The sequence below is a fragment of the Haloferax gibbonsii genome (assembly GCF_001190965.1).
In the GTDB taxonomy this organism is placed as follows: domain Archaea; phylum Halobacteriota; class Halobacteria; order Halobacteriales; family Haloferacaceae; genus Haloferax; species Haloferax gibbonsii.
In genome coordinates this window covers 1,885,190-1,903,378 of the sequence record NZ_CP011947.1, presented here as the reverse complement: position 1 = coordinate 1,903,378, position 18,189 = coordinate 1,885,190, and the positions used below count along the sequence as shown (strand labels likewise).

General features: G+C 64.9%; 20 protein-coding genes. 10 read left to right on the top strand and 10 right to left on the bottom strand.

Annotated features, from left to right (window positions below):
* Positions 1 to 6 precede the first annotated feature (6 nt).
* Entirely contained in the window at positions 7 to 1,029 is a 1,023-nt protein-coding gene (locus ABY42_RS09885) for a cell division protein FtsA (protein WP_004976166.1), read from the top strand.
* An 84-nt stretch (positions 1,030 to 1,113) separates the two neighbouring features.
* Here ABY42_RS09885 and ABY42_RS09880 read toward each other — a convergent pair whose 3' ends face one another.
* On the bottom strand, positions 1,114 to 1,596 hold the full coding sequence (locus ABY42_RS09880; protein WP_050459341.1) for a zinc finger domain-containing protein: 483 nt from the start codon (positions 1,594 to 1,596) through the stop codon (positions 1,114 to 1,116).
* A gap of 121 nt (positions 1,597 to 1,717) precedes the next feature.
* Between ABY42_RS09880 and ABY42_RS09875 the strand changes: the two genes are divergently transcribed.
* Together ABY42_RS09875 and ABY42_RS09870 are read left to right on the top strand one after the other, a co-directional pair.
* Positions 1,718 to 2,905, top strand: a complete 1,188-nt coding sequence (locus ABY42_RS09875) for a tubulin/FtsZ family protein (protein WP_004976170.1) — start codon at positions 1,718 to 1,720, stop codon at positions 2,903 to 2,905.
* A gap of 100 nt (positions 2,906 to 3,005) precedes the next feature.
* On the top strand, positions 3,006 to 3,401 hold the full coding sequence (locus ABY42_RS09870) for a response regulator (RefSeq protein ID WP_050459340.1): 396 nt from the start codon (positions 3,006 to 3,008) through the stop codon (positions 3,399 to 3,401).
* A 23-nt stretch (positions 3,402 to 3,424) separates the two neighbouring features.
* Here the strand turns inward: ABY42_RS09870 and ABY42_RS09865 are convergent, their stop codons facing one another.
* Positions 3,425 to 3,682: a hypothetical protein gene (locus ABY42_RS09865; RefSeq protein ID WP_050459339.1), complete on the bottom strand. Its 258-nt coding sequence runs from the start codon at positions 3,680 to 3,682 to the stop codon at positions 3,425 to 3,427.
* A 359-nt stretch (positions 3,683 to 4,041) separates the two neighbouring features.
* On the opposite strand from ABY42_RS09865, the gene ABY42_RS09860 reads away from it, so the two are divergent.
* Positions 4,042 to 5,838: a DUF4097 family beta strand repeat-containing protein gene (locus tag ABY42_RS09860; RefSeq protein WP_050459338.1), complete on the top strand. Its 1,797-nt coding sequence runs from the start codon at positions 4,042 to 4,044 to the stop codon at positions 5,836 to 5,838.
* A gap of 48 nt (positions 5,839 to 5,886) precedes the next feature.
* On the opposite strand, the gene ABY42_RS09855 is transcribed toward ABY42_RS09860, so the two are convergent.
* Positions 5,887 to 7,047 (bottom strand): signal peptidase I, encoded by a 1,161-nt coding sequence (locus tag ABY42_RS09855; RefSeq protein WP_050459337.1) that lies wholly within the window; start codon positions 7,045 to 7,047, stop codon positions 5,887 to 5,889.
* Positions 7,048 to 7,487: 440 nt separating this feature from the next.
* Here ABY42_RS09855 and ABY42_RS09850 point away from each other — a divergent pair, with 440 nt between their 5' ends.
* From ABY42_RS09850 to ABY42_RS09835, 4 genes are all read left to right on the top strand, one after another.
* Entirely contained in the window at positions 7,488 to 8,069 is a 582-nt protein-coding gene (locus ABY42_RS09850; protein WP_050459336.1) for a hypothetical protein, read from the top strand.
* Positions 8,070 to 8,078: 9 nt separating this feature from the next.
* Positions 8,079 to 8,762 carry a hypothetical protein gene (locus ABY42_RS09845; RefSeq protein ID WP_050459335.1) on the top strand — a complete coding sequence of 228 codons (684 nt, stop codon included), beginning with the start codon at positions 8,079 to 8,081 and terminating at the stop codon, positions 8,760 to 8,762.
* A gap of 17 nt (positions 8,763 to 8,779) precedes the next feature.
* Complete coding sequence (locus tag ABY42_RS09840; protein WP_050459334.1) at positions 8,780 to 9,400, top strand: hypothetical protein; 621 nt, start codon at positions 8,780 to 8,782, stop codon at positions 9,398 to 9,400.
* 98 nt (positions 9,401 to 9,498) lie between these two features.
* Positions 9,499 to 10,092 carry a DUF7344 domain-containing protein gene (locus ABY42_RS09835; RefSeq protein WP_197092890.1) on the top strand — a complete coding sequence of 198 codons (594 nt, stop codon included), beginning with the start codon at positions 9,499 to 9,501 and terminating at the stop codon, positions 10,090 to 10,092.
* Positions 10,093 to 10,117: 25 nt separating this feature from the next.
* On the opposite strand, the gene ABY42_RS09830 is transcribed toward ABY42_RS09835, so the two are convergent.
* Positions 10,118 to 11,140: a DUF5305 domain-containing protein gene (locus ABY42_RS09830; protein WP_050459333.1), complete on the bottom strand. Its 1,023-nt coding sequence runs from the start codon at positions 11,138 to 11,140 to the stop codon at positions 10,118 to 10,120.
* A gap of 29 nt (positions 11,141 to 11,169) precedes the next feature.
* Here ABY42_RS09830 and ABY42_RS09825 point away from each other — a divergent pair, with 29 nt between their 5' ends.
* Entirely contained in the window at positions 11,170 to 12,369 is a 1,200-nt protein-coding gene (locus ABY42_RS09825; protein WP_231608258.1) for an AAA family ATPase, read from the top strand.
* Between the two features lie 15 nt (positions 12,370 to 12,384).
* On the opposite strand, the gene ABY42_RS09820 is transcribed toward ABY42_RS09825, so the two are convergent.
* The 6 genes from ABY42_RS09820 to ABY42_RS09795 form a co-directional block, all read right to left on the bottom strand.
* Positions 12,385 to 13,287 (bottom strand): DUF7504 family protein, encoded by a 903-nt coding sequence (locus tag ABY42_RS09820; protein ID WP_004976184.1) that lies wholly within the window; start codon positions 13,285 to 13,287, stop codon positions 12,385 to 12,387.
* A 595-nt stretch (positions 13,288 to 13,882) separates the two neighbouring features.
* Positions 13,883 to 14,272 carry a hypothetical protein gene (locus ABY42_RS09815; RefSeq protein ID WP_004976185.1) on the bottom strand — a complete coding sequence of 130 codons (390 nt, stop codon included), beginning with the start codon at positions 14,270 to 14,272 and terminating at the stop codon, positions 13,883 to 13,885.
* Between the two features lie 183 nt (positions 14,273 to 14,455).
* Complete coding sequence (locus ABY42_RS09810) at positions 14,456 to 14,764, bottom strand: hypothetical protein (protein WP_004976186.1); 309 nt, start codon at positions 14,762 to 14,764, stop codon at positions 14,456 to 14,458.
* 98 nt (positions 14,765 to 14,862) lie between these two features.
* Positions 14,863 to 15,132 carry a hypothetical protein gene (locus tag ABY42_RS09805; RefSeq protein WP_004976187.1) on the bottom strand — a complete coding sequence of 90 codons (270 nt, stop codon included), beginning with the start codon at positions 15,130 to 15,132 and terminating at the stop codon, positions 14,863 to 14,865.
* 223 nt (positions 15,133 to 15,355) lie between these two features.
* Positions 15,356 to 17,113: an archaeosine synthase gene (gene arcS / locus ABY42_RS09800; RefSeq protein ID WP_050459331.1), complete on the bottom strand. Its 1,758-nt coding sequence runs from the start codon at positions 17,111 to 17,113 to the stop codon at positions 15,356 to 15,358.
* Between the two features lie 119 nt (positions 17,114 to 17,232).
* Positions 17,233 to 17,592 carry a hypothetical protein gene (locus tag ABY42_RS09795; protein WP_004976191.1) on the bottom strand — a complete coding sequence of 120 codons (360 nt, stop codon included), beginning with the start codon at positions 17,590 to 17,592 and terminating at the stop codon, positions 17,233 to 17,235.
* 132 nt (positions 17,593 to 17,724) lie between these two features.
* Here ABY42_RS09795 and ABY42_RS09790 point away from each other — a divergent pair, with 132 nt between their 5' ends.
* On the top strand, positions 17,725 to 18,186 hold the full coding sequence (locus ABY42_RS09790; RefSeq protein WP_050459330.1) for a pyridoxamine 5'-phosphate oxidase family protein: 462 nt from the start codon (positions 17,725 to 17,727) through the stop codon (positions 18,184 to 18,186).
* Positions 18,187 to 18,189: the final 3 nt, after the last annotated feature.

The window sequence follows — 18,189 nt, the reverse complement described above, 5'->3', positions numbered from 1 at the left end:
GGTACCATGAACATCCTGTCCGCGAGCCAGGATGGAAGTGAGACCGTATTTGTCCAGCAGCGAAACTCGTTCGTCGAAATCGACTACAGCGACATGGCGGAGCAGATGCTCTCGCGGAGCGACGTGCTCCACATCCGCAAGGACGACAAAGTGTACGTCGTCGGCGACGACGCGCTCAACTTCGCGAACATCTTCGGCAAGGAGACGCGCCGGCCGATGCAACACGGCATCCTCTCCAGCGAGGAGTCCTCCGCGATTCCGATGATCAAGCTCATCATCGAGCAGGTCGTCGGCTCGCCCTCCCGGCCGAACGAGCGTCTCTTCTATTCGAGTCCGGCGGACCCCATCGACTCGGACCTCTCGACGCTGTATCACGACAAGACGCTCGAATCGATGCTCGGCGACATGGGCTACGACCCCGAACCCATCAACGAGGGGATGGCGGTCATCTACAGCGAACTCGCCGACAACAACTTCACCGGTCTCGGCGTCTCCTTCGGCGCGGGCATGACGAACATCTGTCTGGCGTACTACGCGGTGCCGGTCATGCAGTTCTCCATCGCCCGCGGCGGCGACTGGATCGACCAGCAGACCGCACAGGCCACCGGCACGGCCGTCGACAAGGTCACGTCCATCAAGGAAGACGACTTCCAGCTCGACTTCCGCACGGACGTCGGCGGCGTCGAGGGCGCGCTGTCGATTTACTACGAGAACCTCCTCGACTACGTCATCGAGAACATCGAGCGCGAGGTCGACGAGGAAGACATCGAAGAGGGCCTCGACGTGCCCGTCGTCGTCACCGGCGGCACCTCCAGCCCGAAAGGCTTCGAAGAGCTGTTCGAACACCACCTCGAAGACTCCACGATTCCGTTCTCGGTCAACGAGGTTCGGAGCATCGACCGCCCGCTGTACAGCGTCGCCCGCGGGTCGCTCGTCGCCGCCCGCTCCGAAGAGGAGTCCGACGGGAGCGCCTCGGAACCAGAGCCCGAACCGGAACCCGAAGCAGAAGCCGCACCGGAATCGAACTGAACGCCGACCCGAACTGACGCACCCGACCGGACAGTACGTCACGACCGAGGTCGACGCGCCGCCGGGAGCGCGCGAGCGAGCGCGTTACTCGTCTCCCGTGCGGTCCCCGCGGTCGCCGTCCTCCCCGTTTTTGCGCTGGTAGTCGCTGGACTCGCGGTCAGCGGTGTCGCTGTCACCCGTCTCGTCGGCCTCGACGGCTCCGGACTCGGCGACGCCTTCAGTCGCGTCGCTCTCGTCGGTGGCGGCGTCGCTCTCGCTGTTGTCGGCGTCAGCTTCGTCGCCCTCGGGTTCGGACTCGTTGTCGCCGTCAGCGGACTCGCTGTCGCCGTCAGCGGACTCGTCGTCACCGCCTTCGTCTTCAGCCACCACGTCCTCGTCGCGCTCGCGCGCCCCGCGGACCGCCCGTGCGTGAAAGCGGGCTATCGCGTCGTCCCACGACTCTCGGTTCGGCGCGTCGCGCTCGTGGACCGTCTCGACGCCGACGAAGCCGCACCGCTCGCAGTAGCGCGCCGCGCGGCCGTCGAGCGAGAGCGTCGAGAGGGGCTGTGAACACCGCGGACAGGTCATGCAGTTTGCCGGTGGTTCTCGCCCGGGTCGTATAGAACTACCCCGTCGGCCGCGCCGAAGACCCACGTGTGACAGTCCGCTAACAGAAGATTCACCATTAATGGCGTGCCACAGAGAGACGATGAAGGTCCTTTGCTTCGGAGTTGGACAAGCGGGTGGGAACGTCCTCGACGCCCTCCTTCGGTACGAACAGCGCACGAACGCCGACTACGTCGTCGACGCGGTGGCGTACAACACCGCGTCGGCGGACCTCCGCGGCCTCGACCTCGTCCCCGAGGAGAACCGCATCCTCTTCGGCGCGGACGAGGTGAGCGGTCACGGCGTCGGCGCGGACAACGAACTCGCCGCCGAACTCGCCGAGCGCGACAGCCGACAGCTCCTTCGCGGCACCGACGACTCCCCGACCTCCACGGCCGACGCGTTTCTCATCTTCGCCGGACTCGGCGGCGGCACGGGCAGCGGCGCGGCCCCCGTGCTCGCAAAGCACCTCCAGCGCATCTACGAACAGCCCATCTACGGCGTCGGCATCCTTCCCGCCGCAGATGAGGGCGCGCTCTACTCGCGCAACGCCGCGCGGTCGCTCAAGACGTTCGTGGACGTGACCGACCACGTGTTCGCGTTCGACAACGGGGCGTGGGCGAAAAGCGGCGAGGACGTCGCGCAGGCCCACGACTCGATGAACGAAGAGCTGGTGCGACGCCTCGGCATCCTCTTCGCCTCGGGCGAGGTGAGCGAGTCGGGGACGGTCGGCGAGAGCGTCGTCGACTCCTCGGAGGTCATCAACACCCTCCGCGGCGGCGGCATCTCGACTATCGGCTACGCGGCGAGCGAACTCCCCGAGAGCGACGACGGCGGCGGGTTCAGCATCAAGGGACTGCTGGGCGGGGGGTCGTCGTCGGTGGACGAACTCGACTCCATCAACCGCATCACGACCCAGACGCGGAAGGCGGTGCTCGGTCGGCTCACCCTCCCGTGCGACGTGGACTCCGCGTCCCGCGGGTTGGTCGTCGTCAGCGGCCCGCCCGAGTGGCTCAACCGGAAGGCCATCGAGCGGAGTCGGACGTGGGTCGAAGAGCAGACCGGGAGCATGGAGGTCCGCGGCGGCGACTACCCGCTCCCCGAGTCGAACCACGTCGGCGTGCTCGTCCTCCTCGGCGACGTGTCGCGGAGCGACCGCGTGGCCGAGGTCCGGTCGACCGCCGTCGAGGCCGAGCGGGACCGCCGCGACCGCGAGGCCGACGACACGAGCGCCGACGCCGACGACGATGCGGAGGGCGTCGTCGACGAGCGCCTCGATACGTTGTTTTAATCCGGTCGCGTCGCAGACCGCCACCGAAGCGGGGGGTGCGGCCGGCGGCGGTTCGTTCCGGAGAAACTGTCAAATACTCTCTCGGCGAACAGCTAGGTGCGTGTCTGAGACCAGCATAGCGGCGACGCCGCGCATCCTCGCGTACGGCCCGCAACCCGCGGGTTCGGCGATAGCACAGTCCGACGTGGACGTGGAGTTCGTGGAGTCGAGCAGAGAGTTGTTCGAACGGTTGACCGAGGCACCGGCCCATCTCATCATCTGCCTCCACGCCCCGCCGGTGTTCGACGGCGTCGAGGCGGTCAAGGGTATCCGGCGGTTCGACGCGACGGTCCCGGTGGTGCTGGCGTCGCGAATCCAGAACACGATGCTCAACCTCCAAGCGGTACAGTCGCAGGTCACTTGGAGCGTGAACCTCGCGGGCGAGGGTCCCATCGAGGAGGCGCTGTTAGACCTCGTCACCGACGCGAGCGAGTGGTTAGAACGGCAGGCGGAGTAGTCACCGAACCCGGTCGAGACCGGTCAGTCGTCGGTCGATGGGAAGTCGAAAGGGCCCAGCGTCTGCTCCGCCTCGTCGGCCGCGTCGGCGGCCGGGAACGAGACCCGTCCGAGTTCGTTCTGTACGGCCCACAACCGCTCGAAGAGTCGGTCGAACTCGTCGTCCGCGTCGTCCGGGAGGTCGCGAGCGCACTCCCACAGGAGTTCCTCGGCGCGGTCGACGTGAGCCGTCGCCCGTTCGAGTGCGTCGCTGGGCCGTCGTGCCGGTGTGTGTTCCGCCATTGTTTGACTTAGGTCAGCAAATGGCATAGTCGTTTCAGTGTGTCTAATAACGTTATGTCTGTTATAGCTGGCCACAAGATTGTTTACCGAGCTGACAATCAGAATGATTTATATATTCGAAGTGGTTACGCCTACATGGATGCAGCACCGTACAGAGTAACCCCTCGGACGCATCCACATGACCGAACTCATCCCCCCTTCCCCCCTTCCCCTTTAGGTTCGGTCACCCCTTTACGGGGCGAAACTGTTCTCAAGAGTGACGTCCGTCGGACGAGAAGCGCGGCCGGCCGAACCGCCGACAGTCGGTGTGTACAAGGCGCTCCACGTCCTACTGACGAGTAGGCTCTGGAGACCGTCGCATGAATCAGAATCTCTGGTACGCCGGCGTCCTCATCGTGGTGCTCGGCGTCACCCTCGCCGCGGTTCCGACGGGCAGTTTTAGTTCGGTCTCCGGACAGCGACCGGTCGACGTCTCGGTCGTCGACGACGACCGAGCCCTCGTCGCGTTGGAACCGACCGGCGAGGTCGTGACGAGTCCAAGCCGCGGCAACGCCGTGGCGGTCGGCTCAATCGTAAACAACCTCGGCACCGACGTGACCGTCGACTACACCGCCAGCATCGACGTGAACGCGCTTTCGCTCGCGCAGTCGGGCGGCTCTCAGACGCTCAGCCGGGGCGGCGAGCACCAGGTGACGGCCTACTGCCGGCGGCCGAACGCGGGGAGCGGCGTGGCGACACTCGTCGTCGAAGTCGATTCCGCGCAGGCGGACGGCGTCTCTATCTCCGGTGCGACGCTCGAAGCGCGAGTCGAGTACGATTGCACGAGCGGGAACGGCGGCGGTAACCCCGGGAACGGCGACGACAACCCCGGGAACGGCGGCGGCAACGACGGCGGAGATAGCGGCGACGGGAGCGATGGCGGCGACGGCAACCCCTCGGGGCCGTCGAACGGCGTCGCCTACGTCGACAGCGACGAAGACATCGCCTACGATGACGGCGAGCGCGTCCTGACCGAACAGGAGGTCGCGACGTTCGACGACGACGACGCGGTGCTCGTCGTCGGGACCGACAACGGCACCATCGACAACAGTTGGCGCGCTATCGACATCTCGGCCAAGCGCGTCGTCGTCACGCACACGACGTTCACGAGCGGCGACTCGGTCGACATCGAGGCGGAGACGGGCATCGAGTTCACCGACGTGACGGTCAACTCCGACTGGGGCGAGGTTACGCTCTCGGGCGAGTCGATAACGCTCCGTCGGTCGACGATAGACGCGAAAAACGGGAAGATAGAACTCGCGGCCGACGGCGGGACGCTCGACGTGCGCGAGAGCGCGGTCCGGGGGAAGAACGACAAGGTCGAACTGACCGGCGAGACGGTTCAGGCCGGTGGCGCGACCATCCGGAACACGAACGACGAAATCGAACTGGCGGCCGACGACGGCCCCGTGAACGTCACGGGAGCGACGCTCGACAACCAGAACGGCAAGGTCACGCTCTCGGGCGAGTCGGTTCAGGCTCGCGGCGCGAGCATCAGCACGCGAAACGGGAAAATCGACCTCGCGGCCGACGACGGCTCCGTGGACATCCGCGACGCGAGTCTCCAGAACCAGAACCGCGACATCGAGGTGAGCGGGGAGACGGTGTCGGCGCGGAACGCCTCGATTACGGTCGTCAACGGGCGGATTTCGCTCGACGCCGACGACGGCCTCCTCGACATCGAGAACGCGACGGTCCACGGCGAAAAGCAGATTGACCTCACCGGCGAGCGCATCGGTGCCGCGGGCGCGTCTATCGAGACGAAAAACGCCCAAATCGACCTCCGGTCGGGGTCCGGCGACGTGACGCTCGACGGCGCGACGGTCAAAACGAAGAACGCCCAAATTACCGTCGAGTCCGCGGGCGACCTCCGCGCGAACGAGAGCGTCTTCGAGACGACGAACGCGGACGTGTCGCTTTCGGCCGACGGCGACGTGTTCCTCCGCGGCGCCGACCTGCGCACCACGAACGCCGAACTCACCGTCGAACTCGGCGGCGCGTCGGCGACGCTCTCGGTCGACGGCCTCGAAGTCGAGGACCGAGACGACACCCTCGACTACGACCCCGGCGGCGCGGGAGTGACCGGAACGCCGAGCGCCGGGCAGGTTCGCGGGTAGTCGAAGTCGGGAGCGCGCGGACGCAGCAGACCCCGGCGTCCAGCGCACTCACAGATACTTGCGTCTGAACTGCTCGACGAGCGAGACGTTCCGGTCGGTCGAGCGCAACCGAATCGGGCCGAGACCGAGCGCGAGGACGCTCACGAGGAGCGTCGCGAACGCCAACACGGCGTCGATAGCCGCGATTGCGAGGAACGGATGAACCTCGTGTAAGCCGAGGATGACCGTCTGCGGGAGCACGGGAACGTACAGCTGTTCGCGTATCTCGCGGTCGTACGCGCCGGTTCGGTCCGGCGCTTCGATAGTGAGCGTCGTGTTTTTCGACCCCTTCCCGGGGACCACAAACACGGACTGACCGAACGAGACGCCCGGGTCGCGGGATTCGAGGACGGTGATAATCGGGACGTAGCCGTTGTTCGTCAGCGTGTAGTCGATGACCGTCGTCTCGCCGACGCCGACGACGAGCGGGTTCTCGTTCGGCGACTCGGAGCTCACGATGGTCAGTTCCGTCGGTCCCGACCCGAGAACCATGCTCAGCGTCGCGGGCGTGACGACGATGACGACGAGCAGGAGGAGGACGACGCCGCTCGTGTAGTAGTCCGGACGGCGACGGCTGTGCGAGCTCTGTTTTCGCCCGCCCCCGGAGCCGTCGAACACGAGGCTCAACGCGATGAGAATCCCGCCGATAGCGACGAGGAACATGGGCGAGGGCTCGCCCTCGGCGGCGCTCTCGAACCCCGGCAGGTTCCCGAGGAGGTCGAACGCGCCGGTCGCGAGACCGTTCACCGCCCCGACGACGGCACCGAGCTGCGGGATGACGACGACGTTCCCGTTTATCTGGAGCGCCTCGGCGACGATTTGGGACCGCTTGACCGGCGGCTCGACGCTCTCTTGGTCGGTGAAGGGGTTGGCGTCGCCGCGCGTGATGTACCCCTCTTCGGTCCACCTGACCACCCGGTGGGTCGTCAGTCCGCCCCCGTGGAGTTCGCGCGCGTTGAACACGACCACGTCGCCGGATTCGGGGTCTTCGAGCAGGACCGACGGGACCGCGATAAACCCGTCGCCGGGCTCCATCGTCGGCGACATGCTCCCCGTCTCGACGTAGCCGAGGAGCACCGGCTGGCCGAGCGCCTGCCCGAACAGCAGCGCGACGACGGCGACGACGAGGAGGCCGAGCACCGCGTATTCGAGGACGTCGCTGAGTTTCACGGCGTGTATGAGACACTACGTGTGAACCCGTAATTACCTATCGCCGACTCGACAGCACTCGTGACCCCGGCGCGTGGGTGTCGGTGAGGTCGTCACGCGTCCCGGCTTGGGGGCCCTCACTTTCGATGTGCTAGTATGTCGTGTTCTGTGGTAGCTCGGTTCGAGACACGCGTTACCAATCATCATGGAACGGCGCACCACAGACACCGATTCCGAACAGAAATCGACAGACTGCGAGTCAGTTGCACCGTCCTAAATCCTCGATTGAACGCCGAAACCGACCCGCGAAAGGTGGGCTTGAACCCGACTCGACGGGGAGAAAGCCGGGCTTGTCGAATCGAACGGTGACCGAGGACTCGTTCAAGCACCGGAATACAAAGTGGGTAGGACCTGATGGGAGAGACAACGACGCAGTCACCTGTGTCAGGGAGAACACAACCATGGCAATCAACAGACGCAACATCTTGATCGGACTCGGAGCACTCGTCGGCGGCGGCGGCGCACTCGTCGGAACGGGCGCGTTTACGACCGTGAGCGCGGCGCGTGAAGTAAGTGTGAGCACGGCCGGCGACGGGAGCGCGTTCCTTCAGCTGACCTCTGACAGCCCGTACGTGGACAACACCGGAGATACGCTGACGCTGACGCTGGACGCGGACGGAAACGACGGAAACGACTCGGGCTTCAACGAGAACGCGGTGACGACGCTCACGGACGTGTTCACGATTGCGAACAACTCCGCGGAGGGCAACTCCGTTCAGGTCGGTCTCGGAGCTGGAGCGGGTCCCGACGTCCCCAGCGCCGACGACCTCAGTACGGAAGTCACACTAACCGTCGGTAGCGACGGCGGCGAAGACGTAGATATCACCTTCACGCTCAGCGAGACGGGCAACAACGGATCTGCACCGTCGCTCGACGCGGGGTCCTCGGTTACCGTCGATGTCGAAGTCGACACGACGCCGACATCGAGCGACGCTGACGCCACCGGCGAACTGAGCATCTTCGCTGTCGACGACAGCGCCTAAACAGAGAGCATGAAACGACGCAACGTTATCGCGGCGATTGGAACGCTCGCAATCGGCAGCGGGACGGCAATCGGGACCGGCGCGTTCAACGCGACGAGCACGAGCGCCGACTCGTCGATGAGCATCATTACCGAACGGTCCGACGTGGACGTCGATGTGAACCCCGGGAGCGGAGCCGGAAGCGGGAACATCCGAGATAGTTTGTACAGCGACACCGAGATCGAGAACATCGACGTCGACGACCTCCCGCTGGCCGCCGTCGCCGACAACGGTCAAGGGATGGTTCACGTCCAGATTATCGGCGTCGTCGGCACCGACGAGACGTTCTCGAACATCGTGGAACTGACGAACAACGACGCCGACCAGAGCTACGAGATGGGGTTCTACTACGACGGCGGCTTCACCGAGGAGGTCACGTCGGGCGACAAACTGACCGAGTCCGAGGCGACTGACGTCTTCGAGTTCACGCACGACTCGACGGTCATCTCCAGTCTCGACGGAACGACTGGAGGCACCGTAGAGCTCGACGCGTCCGGCGGTACCAACGACACCGTGCAAGTCAGTATCGACTTCAACGGGACTGACACGCGACTGAATGAGGAGTACGGCCTGAGTGCGGGCGGGTTCGGGACCGGCGGCGCGACGCAGTTGGAACTCATCGACCAAGTTACGGCGTTCGCGGACGAAGTCTAACGACCCACGGACCTCCCATGCCAACACGCCGTCAGACCCTCTTCGCCCTCAGCAATTTCTTCATCGTCGGCGGCGTTCTCGGCGTCAGCGCCACGACGACGACCCAATCGACGTCGGGAGCGAGCCTCAGCATCGTCGCGCCCGACTACCTCTCTCTCACGGCGGCGAACGACCCGCCGATTCACGTCGAGACGGACTCGTCCGGCTACGTGACGCGGCTCACCCCCGGCGGCGACGAGAATGGCGTCAACAAGCGCGCCATCACGCGCTTCGAGGACATCGTCAGCCTCACCAACGTCAGCGAGGCCGACATCGACGGCGTCTACTTCGAGTTCGACGTGACGAGCGACTCGCTTTCGGACTCGACGCTCGAAGACGTCGAGGCGGCGTTACAGGTCACGGCGGGCGACGAGGCGCTCGCCCCGGGCACGGACGGAGACGACCTGCTCGACGTAAGCACGGCGGTGTCGGGTCCGGAGGGCGTGCTCGAACCGGGGGAGTCGGTCCCGTTCGGCCTCCAACTCAACCTCATCCCGTGGACCGGACCGAGCACGCTGGAGGACCTTCCGGACCCCGAGGCGTACAGCGCCACGCTACGGATTCACGTCGAGCGAGAGTCGTCGGACTCCGGCGACTAATCGGGCTGGTGTCGTCGGTACGCCGCGCGAGGCGGTATCTGTGCGGCCGCTGACAGCAGAGGAACTATGTGCGGCGGGGCAGTATCGACGGTCGATAGATGAGTCCCAGCGGTGCCGGCGGGTTGCTCGGCCGCACGTCAGCCTCGACGCCGGACGGCGGCGGCGAGGACGGCGACGCGCTGACGCGCGACGAGATTTTCGACCTGATGAGCAACCACCGCCGGCGGTACACCCTCCACTACTGCAAGCGGGCCGACGGCGCGGTCGAACTCGGAGACCTCGCAGAGCAGGTCGCGGCGTGGGAACAGGACAAGGAGATTTCGGACCTGACCTCCGCCGAGCGAAAGACCGTCTACACGTCGCTCCAGCAGACGCACCTGCCGCGGCTCGAACAGGCCGGCGTCCTCCGATACGACCGGGGCGAAGTCGAACTCACGGAGCGCATGGAGCGCCTCGACATCTACATGGACATCGTCCCCGAGAACTCGGTTCCGTGGGGGGTGTACTACCTCGGCCTCTCGGTCCTGTCGAGTCTCGTCGTGGCGGCCCTGTGGGCCGACGTGCTGCCGACGGGGACGGTCCCGCTTCTCGCCTACCCGACCGTCATCGTCGCGGCGTTCGGCCTCTCGGCGGCGTACCACACCGTGACGAACCGCCGCTACCAGTTCGAAAACCTCGAACGCCCGCCGTAGGACGGGTCACGCCCGAGGGGCCGGCTCAGAGATTGAGCCACGCGTGCGTGTTGGTCTCGTCGAGCGAGTAGTAGTAGATCTCGCTGCTGTCGATGACGGCGTACGTCTCGATTTCGGGGTCGAAGATGACGCGACGGTTCGTGTCGATGGCCACGTCGACGAGGTCTTCGAGGGTGAGAATCGAGATGTACGGCTTGTTGGCGTCGGTCGGGAACTCGCCGCGGGAAATCCACTCCTCGTGGCGACTGTGCGAGATTCTCGTGCGGAGTTCCTCGGGGTCGCTTCGGTACTCGGTGCGGATGACGAGGCCGGCGAGTCCGAACAGCACCAACGCGGCCGCGGCGAGTCCGCCGTACTCGACGGGGCTCGGCGGTCGCGTCACGGTCCGCGCGACGGTCGTCGAGTGTCGCCGGTCGTCGGCCAGCGACCGTTCGAGGTAGTAGGCCCGCCCGGAGAACGCGAGCGGCGTGCTCGCTTCGAGCGTGCCGCTGTACGACCCCGTCTGGTACGTGACCGTGAGGTTGAGACTCGTCCTGAACTGACCGACGCCGCCGGTTTCGGTCCGCTTTTGCTGGAGGTCGCGGTCGAGCGTGGAGACGTTGAGCGAGGGCGCGTCGACGGCGGTTCCGTCGGTGACGAGCGTCTGTTCGTCGAGGAGGACGGTCTCGTTCTCGTAGAACGGCGTGCCGTCGCGAACGCCGACGGTGCGCAGAACCAACCGCTGTGTGACGTTGACCGACTGGTTCGCGGGGACGTCGGTGTGGACGCGGAACGACACGTCGGGCGAAATCGTCATGAAGTAGACAGAGCGGTTCTCCAGCGTCGACCCGCGCTCGTAGAGCGTCGTGTTCTGGGTGACGACCGCCCGCGTGTCGACGCCGGTCTCGACCGACTGCACGTTCGTCTCTTCGGTCACCGTCTGCGTCGTCGGCGTGAGAAAGACGTAGCCGGCGGCGACCAGACACGCGACGCCCGCGATGGCGAGGACGGCGACCAGCACCCGAGCCTGCTGCGTGACGAAGAGTTCGAGGCGGTCGTCAAATCCCATTATTGAGAGGGGAGCGCGGCACTCGCGGGATGTACATACGGGCAGATAGTTCGAGGCGCAAGAAAACTTTTGTCCTAGCGACCGATAGGTTTTGCGAGGCAGTACAGTACATGGTCTCCGACCCCGTCGACAACGACCGAGCAGACGACATCCCGTCGTCGTTCGAAGCCTGGCTGGACCAGCGAATGAGCGAGACCGGTAAATCGCGCGACCAGTTGTGCCAGGAGTTGCTCGCGTCGCACTGGCAACTCAACGAGATCACGGAACTTCTGGGTCGCGACAGCCACGCCTCGGACGAGAGACCCAGCGAGGCGAAGAGCGCGACGCGCTCGCCGTCCAGAGATGATACGGAACCGAACAAGCCCGTGAGCGACGACGAACTAGCCGAGGTCCTCGAACTCATCGAGGGACTTCAATCGGAGGTCGATACGGAAGCACAGCGGCGCGCGCGCCTCGAACAGTCGGTTCAGACGCTTACGACGCGACTGGACGAGGTCGAAGACGCACTCGACGAGGTCGAAGACCTACCGGCCGAACTCGACGCTATCGAGTCCACGTTCCGCGAGCGACACCAAGCGCTCGACACGCGGTTCGACGACGAGTTCGACAACCTCCAGACGATTCTCGAGTACCTCGTCGAGACCGACGACCGCGTCGAGACGAAACTCAAGGAGATAGAGACGCAGTACGGGGCCGAGATACGGGAGATTCGGGCCGAACGCGAGCAGTTGCGTCGGGTGAAACAGGCCGCAAAGGAGGCCGATACCCACGAGGGAGACTGCGAACACTGCGGGGAGACCATCGACCTCGCGCTTCTCACCAGTCCCGAGTGTCCGAACTGTCAGCGCCCGCTGCACGGCGTCGAAAAAGAGACCAAGTGGCTCGTGCTCACCGACTACACCGTGACGGTCGCGAGTAGCGACGGGGGCACGCGGCGCGCGTCGGAGACGACCGCTCGACCCGACCGCGACGCCGCGCGGGACCCCGCGGACTCCGGCGGCCAACCGTCCGAACCGAAGCGCGACGCGTCCGGAACGTCCGACCGCCCGGTGAGCCAGAGTCGGGAAGCGGTCGACGAGATAATCGACTCGTTCGAGTCGGTATCGACCGGCGACGACGGGACGACCGGGACCGACGAGACGGCGGACGCGACGGGTGCTATCGACCCGGACGCGGCGATAGACGCCGACGAGAGCACGTTCGAGTGGAACGAAGACGACTTCCGGTGAGGCGCGACGCCCGCCTCAGCCGAGCGATAGCGACCCGTCGGCCTCGAACTCTATCGCCGCGTCGAACAGGGATTTGAAGGTCCGGAGCGTCTGGTCGTCGTGTCGCGCCGGGTCGACGTGGTAGTGGGCGCGTGCGCCCGCCGAGGAGACGCGATTCGTGAGGATGTGGAGGAACCGGAAGAGGCGCTGGTCGTTGTTCACCGCGGCGATGAGGTTCGAAAGCGAGTGCACACAGAGCGTCGATTGGACCGACGACTCGCCCCACTCGTTCAGCGACTTCGTGATGAGGAGTCCGATGCGACGGAGGTCCGTCGCCTTCGTGACGGTCTTGATAGTTATCGGCAGGTCGGCGGCGTCGATTGTCCCGGAGGCGTCGTACGACTGGACGCTGATGAGCGTCTGGTTTTCGACGCTCCCGACGCGGTAGTTGTTGAGGATGTTGAGCTGTTCTTCGGGCGTGGTCTCGACGGACACGAGAAGCTGGTTTGCGCCCCCCGAGTCGCCGGTCATGAGTTGCGTACAGAGGTTGTACTCCGCGGCGGTCTCCGCCGGGCCGACGACGAGGATGTTAGACTGCTCGGACACGAGGTCGAACACCGCCGCCGCCTTCTCGTCGAAGTTCGCCTCGTCGAACGGCGTGTCCGAGCGGTCGTCGATGAGGTCCCATTCGGACGCCTCGTCGTCCGGTAGCGACGCCGACGGACCCTGCTTCCGCCGAATCGACTCCGCGAGTTCGGAGAGCGTCGATGGCGTCCGGTCGGTCGTCGGTCCGTCCTCTCCCGCCGGCGAGGCGGTGTCACCCGATTTATCCGAGGTCGGCGTCCCGTCTTCCACGCGGTCCGCAAGGTCAGATAACGACGGCGAGTTCTGTATCTCGGTGTCGGAGTCTCCCGACTCCGCATCGTCACGGTCTGCCATAGTGGCCGATGGGTGTGAGCATGGGTTGCGAGGGAGTTCGTGAAGCGGTGGCGACTGGGCGGGAACGAGAGCGAGAACGTGCCCCGTTCCCAACGTGTTTCACTGTTTTGAACTCGTAGGGGGTTCACTTAATGTATGGGGCTTTGCCGGCGAAAGACAGGATAGCGTTATACACCGTCTCGGGGGGACAGACGAGCTGATAAATTTCGTATGGGAAGACGAATAGATATCGAGAGTGGGATTTCGCCTGCTCGAATTTATGATCGAAATCGGCGTTTCAATATTGATATATTCAGACAATACTGACTGTTTCTGGAATCGGGTTCGAAGAATCTGTGGACGAGGGTTCAGAATACGCAATAACCCAAATGAGTATAAGTGCGTGGATTTCTTCTCGATAGGGAAGATTTCGAATCTGATTAGCCAGTTTTTATATAATTCGTAGAGTTCGTCAAGCTGTAGATTCCACTCTGGCGCGAACGTGGGGGCGCACGACTACGTAGTAGAAGTTACCATATTTGCCAATACTGTCGTTAGGTAAAAATCGACCCGGACCGGGTATCGACCAGCCGAGTCAGAAAGTCTACTGTGTTGGTTATTTGCCGAATCTGATGCCGTCTTCGACCAGTCGAAGGTTTCGTTCCCGGTCGATGTGCGGCTTCAACCAGTCGTACTCCTCGATTTGGAGGATGAGGTCCGCTTGGAGGTTCCGCCACGCGATGGCGTAGATGGGCGATTGCCCCCACGCGCGGAGTTCGGGGATGAACTCGTCGTAGCGCTCGTAGTGGCCTTCGAGGCGTTCGAGAGCGTCGACCACGTAGCCGGCGGCCTCCGATTCCGTCTCCGCGCCGTCGATGGCCCGGTTCAGTCGGGTTTCGAGCCCTTCAACGGCGCGTTGCATGTCCTGTGCCGCCGTGCCGTCGGCCTCCGGAAGCGAGTCGATGATGGGCTTCGGAACGCCGAGCGAGAGTGGTTCGATAGCCATACCTCGAACTGGGCGGCAAGGCGGCAAAAAGGCGGCGACGGTCGCAGCACGGCGCGGACGAATCCGACACCACGACGCCGTCGGGATGGCGGTGTCGAACAGCGTCACCACTCGTCACCGAGAACAGCGCGCCGGGGTGCCTCCGAAGGCCGTCCCGACCTCCGGTTGCGGCGCGTCGCTCTGTTACGCGTTCGTCTCGTCGGTCCGCGCCCTGAGTTCGGATTCGACGAGGGCGTCGAAGTCGACGCCGTCTGTCCGGTACTGGTCGCGGTTGTCGATGACGACCAGCCCCTTGTCTGTGATTTCGTACAGCCCGGAGTTCGGCGCGGGCCCGACTCGCGCCAACAGGTCGTAGTCCGCTAAAATCGGCAGTCGCGTGTTGATGTACGAACGGTTCTTATCGAGGATATACGAGAGATTCACGGCGGTGTTCCGCCTCCTATCTGAGAGTGCCTCGAGGATATCGAAGTCAGTTGGGACGGCCAACTTCATACATGGTTGTTCGTAGCCGCTGTTAAATAAACAGCTTATTGCGAGGGCCTACGGCCGGGTTCGCGCGGCGAGGGGCGATAGGGCGGCGATTTCGGGTCTTACCGATGGTCGAGCGCGTCGCGTGCGAGGCGCAAGTCCTCGATAATCCGCGTGTGGCGGTCGATTGCATCGTCGATATGCCGCGCCGTCGCCGCCGTGTCGACTCCGGCGTCATCGTGGTACTGCGCCTGCAGCAAATGCGACTCCAAGGCCCGCGACGTGGAGTCACTCGCCGCCAACAGCGCCTGGGTAATCGTCCAGTCTACCGTCCCGTCGTCGGGGAGTTCGTCGAACTCCAACCGCTCCCCCTCGTATCGTTCTGCCATCATGGCCCACGTTGGGACGTTATACTATTTAAAGTTATAGCGACGTGATAATTCCGACGTTTCGGGTTCGATAGGAAACCCACTATACGTACCATTTACTGGCGTTTCGGAGCCGATTAACGACGGCGATAAGTATATCAAAGTTAAGTAACTTCACCCGGTGGCGACGAGATGTCCTGCGATTTCCGAGGCGAGTCGGGGACACGTCACCCGCCCCGCGTTCGCGTCACCGCTCTTCGACGTGTCGAATCTCGACGCCGATGCCGCGCGTGGACTCGACCAGTTCGCGGCCGCCCATCTCGGCGCGGCCGATGGCGAACGCCTTCGGCCCCTCGACGATGACCTCGTCGCCCGGCCGGATGTCCTCGTCGGCGTCGACGACGCCCGGCGCGAGGACCGACCCGTGCGGGACGAACCCGTCGATTTCGACCGTCTTCGTCGGCGCGTCGCTGTCGCGCCACACCTTCGCACCTTCGAGCGTAAAGGAGAGCACGCCGTACTGCGGGACCATCGTCGCCAGCTGCTCGCCCGCGTCGTTCCACACCTGCAGTTTGGGGTAGCGGCTCGTCATCTCCAACTCCACGTCGGAGAAGAGCGCGTCGCCCGCGTCCGGGCCGAGTTGGTAGTCTGCGAGCGCCTTCACGACGTTGTGCTCGCGCTCCTCGCGGGTGAACTTGGGCGCGCCGTCGAGCGTTCGCATGAGGTTCCCGATGGACTCCGTCGTCGTCGGGTGCTCCGAGACGGTGAACTCCACGTCGAGGTTCAGGTCGTCCGCGACGCGCTCGACGATTTCCGTGTAGGCTCCCGGCGGGACGTGGGCGATGATTCGCGGGTAGTCGTTGCGCTCCAGATAGCGTCGGAGCACCTCGGCGACGAACGACTTCTCGTCTTCCGACCAGTCGCCCGTGACGACCGAGTCGTAGTGCTGGGCGGGGTAGGTGAGTTCGAGTTCCTGCGGGACGACGCCGATGGGCGAAGTCATCGACACCATGTGCGCGCGGTACTGCACCGCCTCGTGGAACTGCCGGTGGCTCTGGGACTCGCTGTAGGGTTTCTTCGCCGAACACGGCAGGAGCACGAGCGGGTGGTCGAAGCGGTTCCGGTAGCGCTTCGTCACGCGGTCGGCGAACCGCTGAATCTCCACGCGGTCGATGGACTCCTCGGAGGCCGCGGTGAGCTCCGAGTCGCGGATGACGGGAACCCGCTCTTCTATGAAGCTGTACTGCTGGTCGAACCGCCGGAACAGGGCGGTCAGCCACTGGTCGTGGCGGGCCTGCCCCTCCACGTAGTCCCGGAGCCGACCGTCGCGCACGCGGCGGCGGACCCGCGCGAGTTCGGCGCGCAGGGCGTTGGCGTTGTGGTCGGCCGCGTCGGCGCGGGTGAACTCGGAGGCAGGTTTGCGGCAGGCCTCGCAGGCGCAGGGGAGTTCGTCGAGGTCTTCGAGGAAGTACTCGCCGTCGCTCGTGAGGTAGAACCCTTCGAGGCCGCGGGCGCGGGCGAGTTTCTCGTCGACGAGGTCGACGCCCGCGTAGACGAGCAGCGAGACGTTCCGGGGCGTGGCGACGCCCGAGAGCATGAGCGCCGTGTCGGCGGGCAGGTTCTCCTTCGCCTCGATGACGTTGTCGCGGAAGGCGCGCGCGTGGCCGACGAAGCCCTGCGCGTCCGAGAGGATGTAGGCGTCAGCGCCGTAGTCGGCGGCCGTGTCGGCGGTGACGACGGCGGCCGAGGGGAACTCCACGTCGGGGTAGTCCACCGAAAAGGACTCGCGGACCTCGTCGGCGCTCCCGGCGGGAAGCGAGCGATGAGGGAGCACGGTCAGCACGTCGTCGGAGCCGTCGGGGAACTCGCGCTCGGCCGCCCAGAGGCTGCCGGCGTCCGCGAGCGCGTCGTCCACGACCGCCGGCGTCGTCACCGAGTCGGAGAGCCGCAACTCCCCGATTCGGGCGGCGCCGTCGCGGGCGTGAACCTCGAAGTAATCGGTCATACCCGCTTTCGGCCCCCGATAGGCAATTAACTTGTCTTCTGCGGGCGCGCCAAGGTGGGCGGGACGACAGGACTCTTCGTAAACGGCGAGCCACGCGAAAAACAGCGGAAACGAACGGACTACTCGTTTGACCGGCCGTCTTCGACTTCGATGCGCTGGGGTTCTTCGGTTTGCGCGTCGGCGTCGGCGTCGTCACGGCCGCCCAGTAGTGACGATTGCAGATTCTTCGCGAACGACTCGACCTGGTTTCGGAGCGTCTTGACTTCCGTCTCGAACTCCTCGACGGAGCGCTCGACGTAGTGGACTCGCTGGATCGGAATCCGGCGGACGACGTCGTTGCCGCCGGCGTCCTCGTCGAGTTTGACTATCCAGTGGTCCTGAAAGTAGGCGATGTTCTCGTTTTCGACGCGTTTCTCGACGGTTCCCTCGTCGGGGTCGTCGTAGACGATTACCGCCGTACCGAGGTCTGTGTCCGTCATCACGGGCCCTTGTGTCCAGACACTGGTATGTCTGGTGGCACGGCGAACCCGCCGGCGACCGAGCCCATCGGTTCGGCCGCTCTACTTCCACCGAGCCTACCGAATTTAGCCCGCCCCGCCCGAACGACCACTATGAACGCCCCCGACCCCACCGGCCCGTGGTCGCGCGACCGCGTCGACGACTTTCTCGCCGACGCGACCGTCCCGGTTCGACTCTCGTGTCGCACCCCGGCGGACGACCTCTGGATGCTCTCGCTTTGGTACGAGTGGGACGCCGAGGCGACCGAACTCCGGTGTGCCACCGCGGCTGACGCCGACGTGGTGCGATTCCTCCGCGCCCACGACGACGTGGCGTTCGAAATCTCGACGAACGACCCGCCGTACCGGGGCGTCCGCGGCCGGGGAACCGCGACCGTCGGACCCGACGCGGAGAAGGCAGTGCTGCGGCGACTCATCACGCGGTATCTCGGCGACACCGACTCGGAACTGGCCGAGCGACTGCTCTCGCCCGAGCGCGACGAGGTGATGATTCGGATTCGGCCCGAGCGGCTGCATACGTGGGACTACGCGGCGCGGATGAAACAGTCGAAATAACCC

Coding starts and splice junctions, on each gene's coding strand:
- ABY42_RS09840 (WP_050459334.1), top strand. CDS start 8,780: ATGCCAACACGCCGTCAGACCCTCTTCGCCCTCAGCAATTTCTTCATC.
- ABY42_RS09820 (WP_004976184.1), bottom strand. CDS start 13,287: ATGGCAGACCGTGACGATGCGGAGTCGGGAGACTCCGACACCGAGATA.
- ABY42_RS09865 (WP_050459339.1), bottom strand. CDS start 3,682: ATGGCGGAACACACACCGGCACGACGGCCCAGCGACGCACTCGAACGG.
- ABY42_RS09825 (WP_231608258.1), top strand. CDS start 11,170: ATGTACATACGGGCAGATAGTTCGAGGCGCAAGAAAACTTTTGTCCTA.
- ABY42_RS09845 (WP_050459335.1), top strand. CDS start 8,079: ATGAAACGACGCAACGTTATCGCGGCGATTGGAACGCTCGCAATCGGC.
- ABY42_RS09835 (WP_197092890.1), top strand. CDS start 9,499: ATGAGTCCCAGCGGTGCCGGCGGGTTGCTCGGCCGCACGTCAGCCTCG.
- ABY42_RS09885 (WP_004976166.1), top strand. CDS start 7: ATGAACATCCTGTCCGCGAGCCAGGATGGAAGTGAGACCGTATTTGTC.
- ABY42_RS09790 (WP_050459330.1), top strand. CDS start 17,725: ATGAACGCCCCCGACCCCACCGGCCCGTGGTCGCGCGACCGCGTCGAC.
- ABY42_RS09880 (WP_050459341.1), bottom strand. CDS start 1,596: ATGACCTGTCCGCGGTGTTCACAGCCCCTCTCGACGCTCTCGCTCGAC.
- ABY42_RS09860 (WP_050459338.1), top strand. CDS start 4,042: ATGAATCAGAATCTCTGGTACGCCGGCGTCCTCATCGTGGTGCTCGGC.
- ABY42_RS09815 (WP_004976185.1), bottom strand. CDS start 14,272: ATGGCTATCGAACCACTCTCGCTCGGCGTTCCGAAGCCCATCATCGAC.
- ABY42_RS09850 (WP_050459336.1), top strand. CDS start 7,488: ATGGCAATCAACAGACGCAACATCTTGATCGGACTCGGAGCACTCGTC.
- arcS (WP_050459331.1), bottom strand. CDS start 17,113: ATGACCGATTACTTCGAGGTTCACGCCCGCGACGGCGCCGCCCGAATC.
- ABY42_RS09875 (WP_004976170.1), top strand. CDS start 1,718: ATGAAGGTCCTTTGCTTCGGAGTTGGACAAGCGGGTGGGAACGTCCTC.
- ABY42_RS09805 (WP_004976187.1), bottom strand. CDS start 15,132: ATGATGGCAGAACGATACGAGGGGGAGCGGTTGGAGTTCGACGAACTC.
- ABY42_RS09830 (WP_050459333.1), bottom strand. CDS start 11,140: ATGGGATTTGACGACCGCCTCGAACTCTTCGTCACGCAGCAGGCTCGG.
- ABY42_RS09810 (WP_004976186.1), bottom strand. CDS start 14,764: ATGAAGTTGGCCGTCCCAACTGACTTCGATATCCTCGAGGCACTCTCA.
- ABY42_RS09795 (WP_004976191.1), bottom strand. CDS start 17,592: ATGACGGACACAGACCTCGGTACGGCGGTAATCGTCTACGACGACCCC.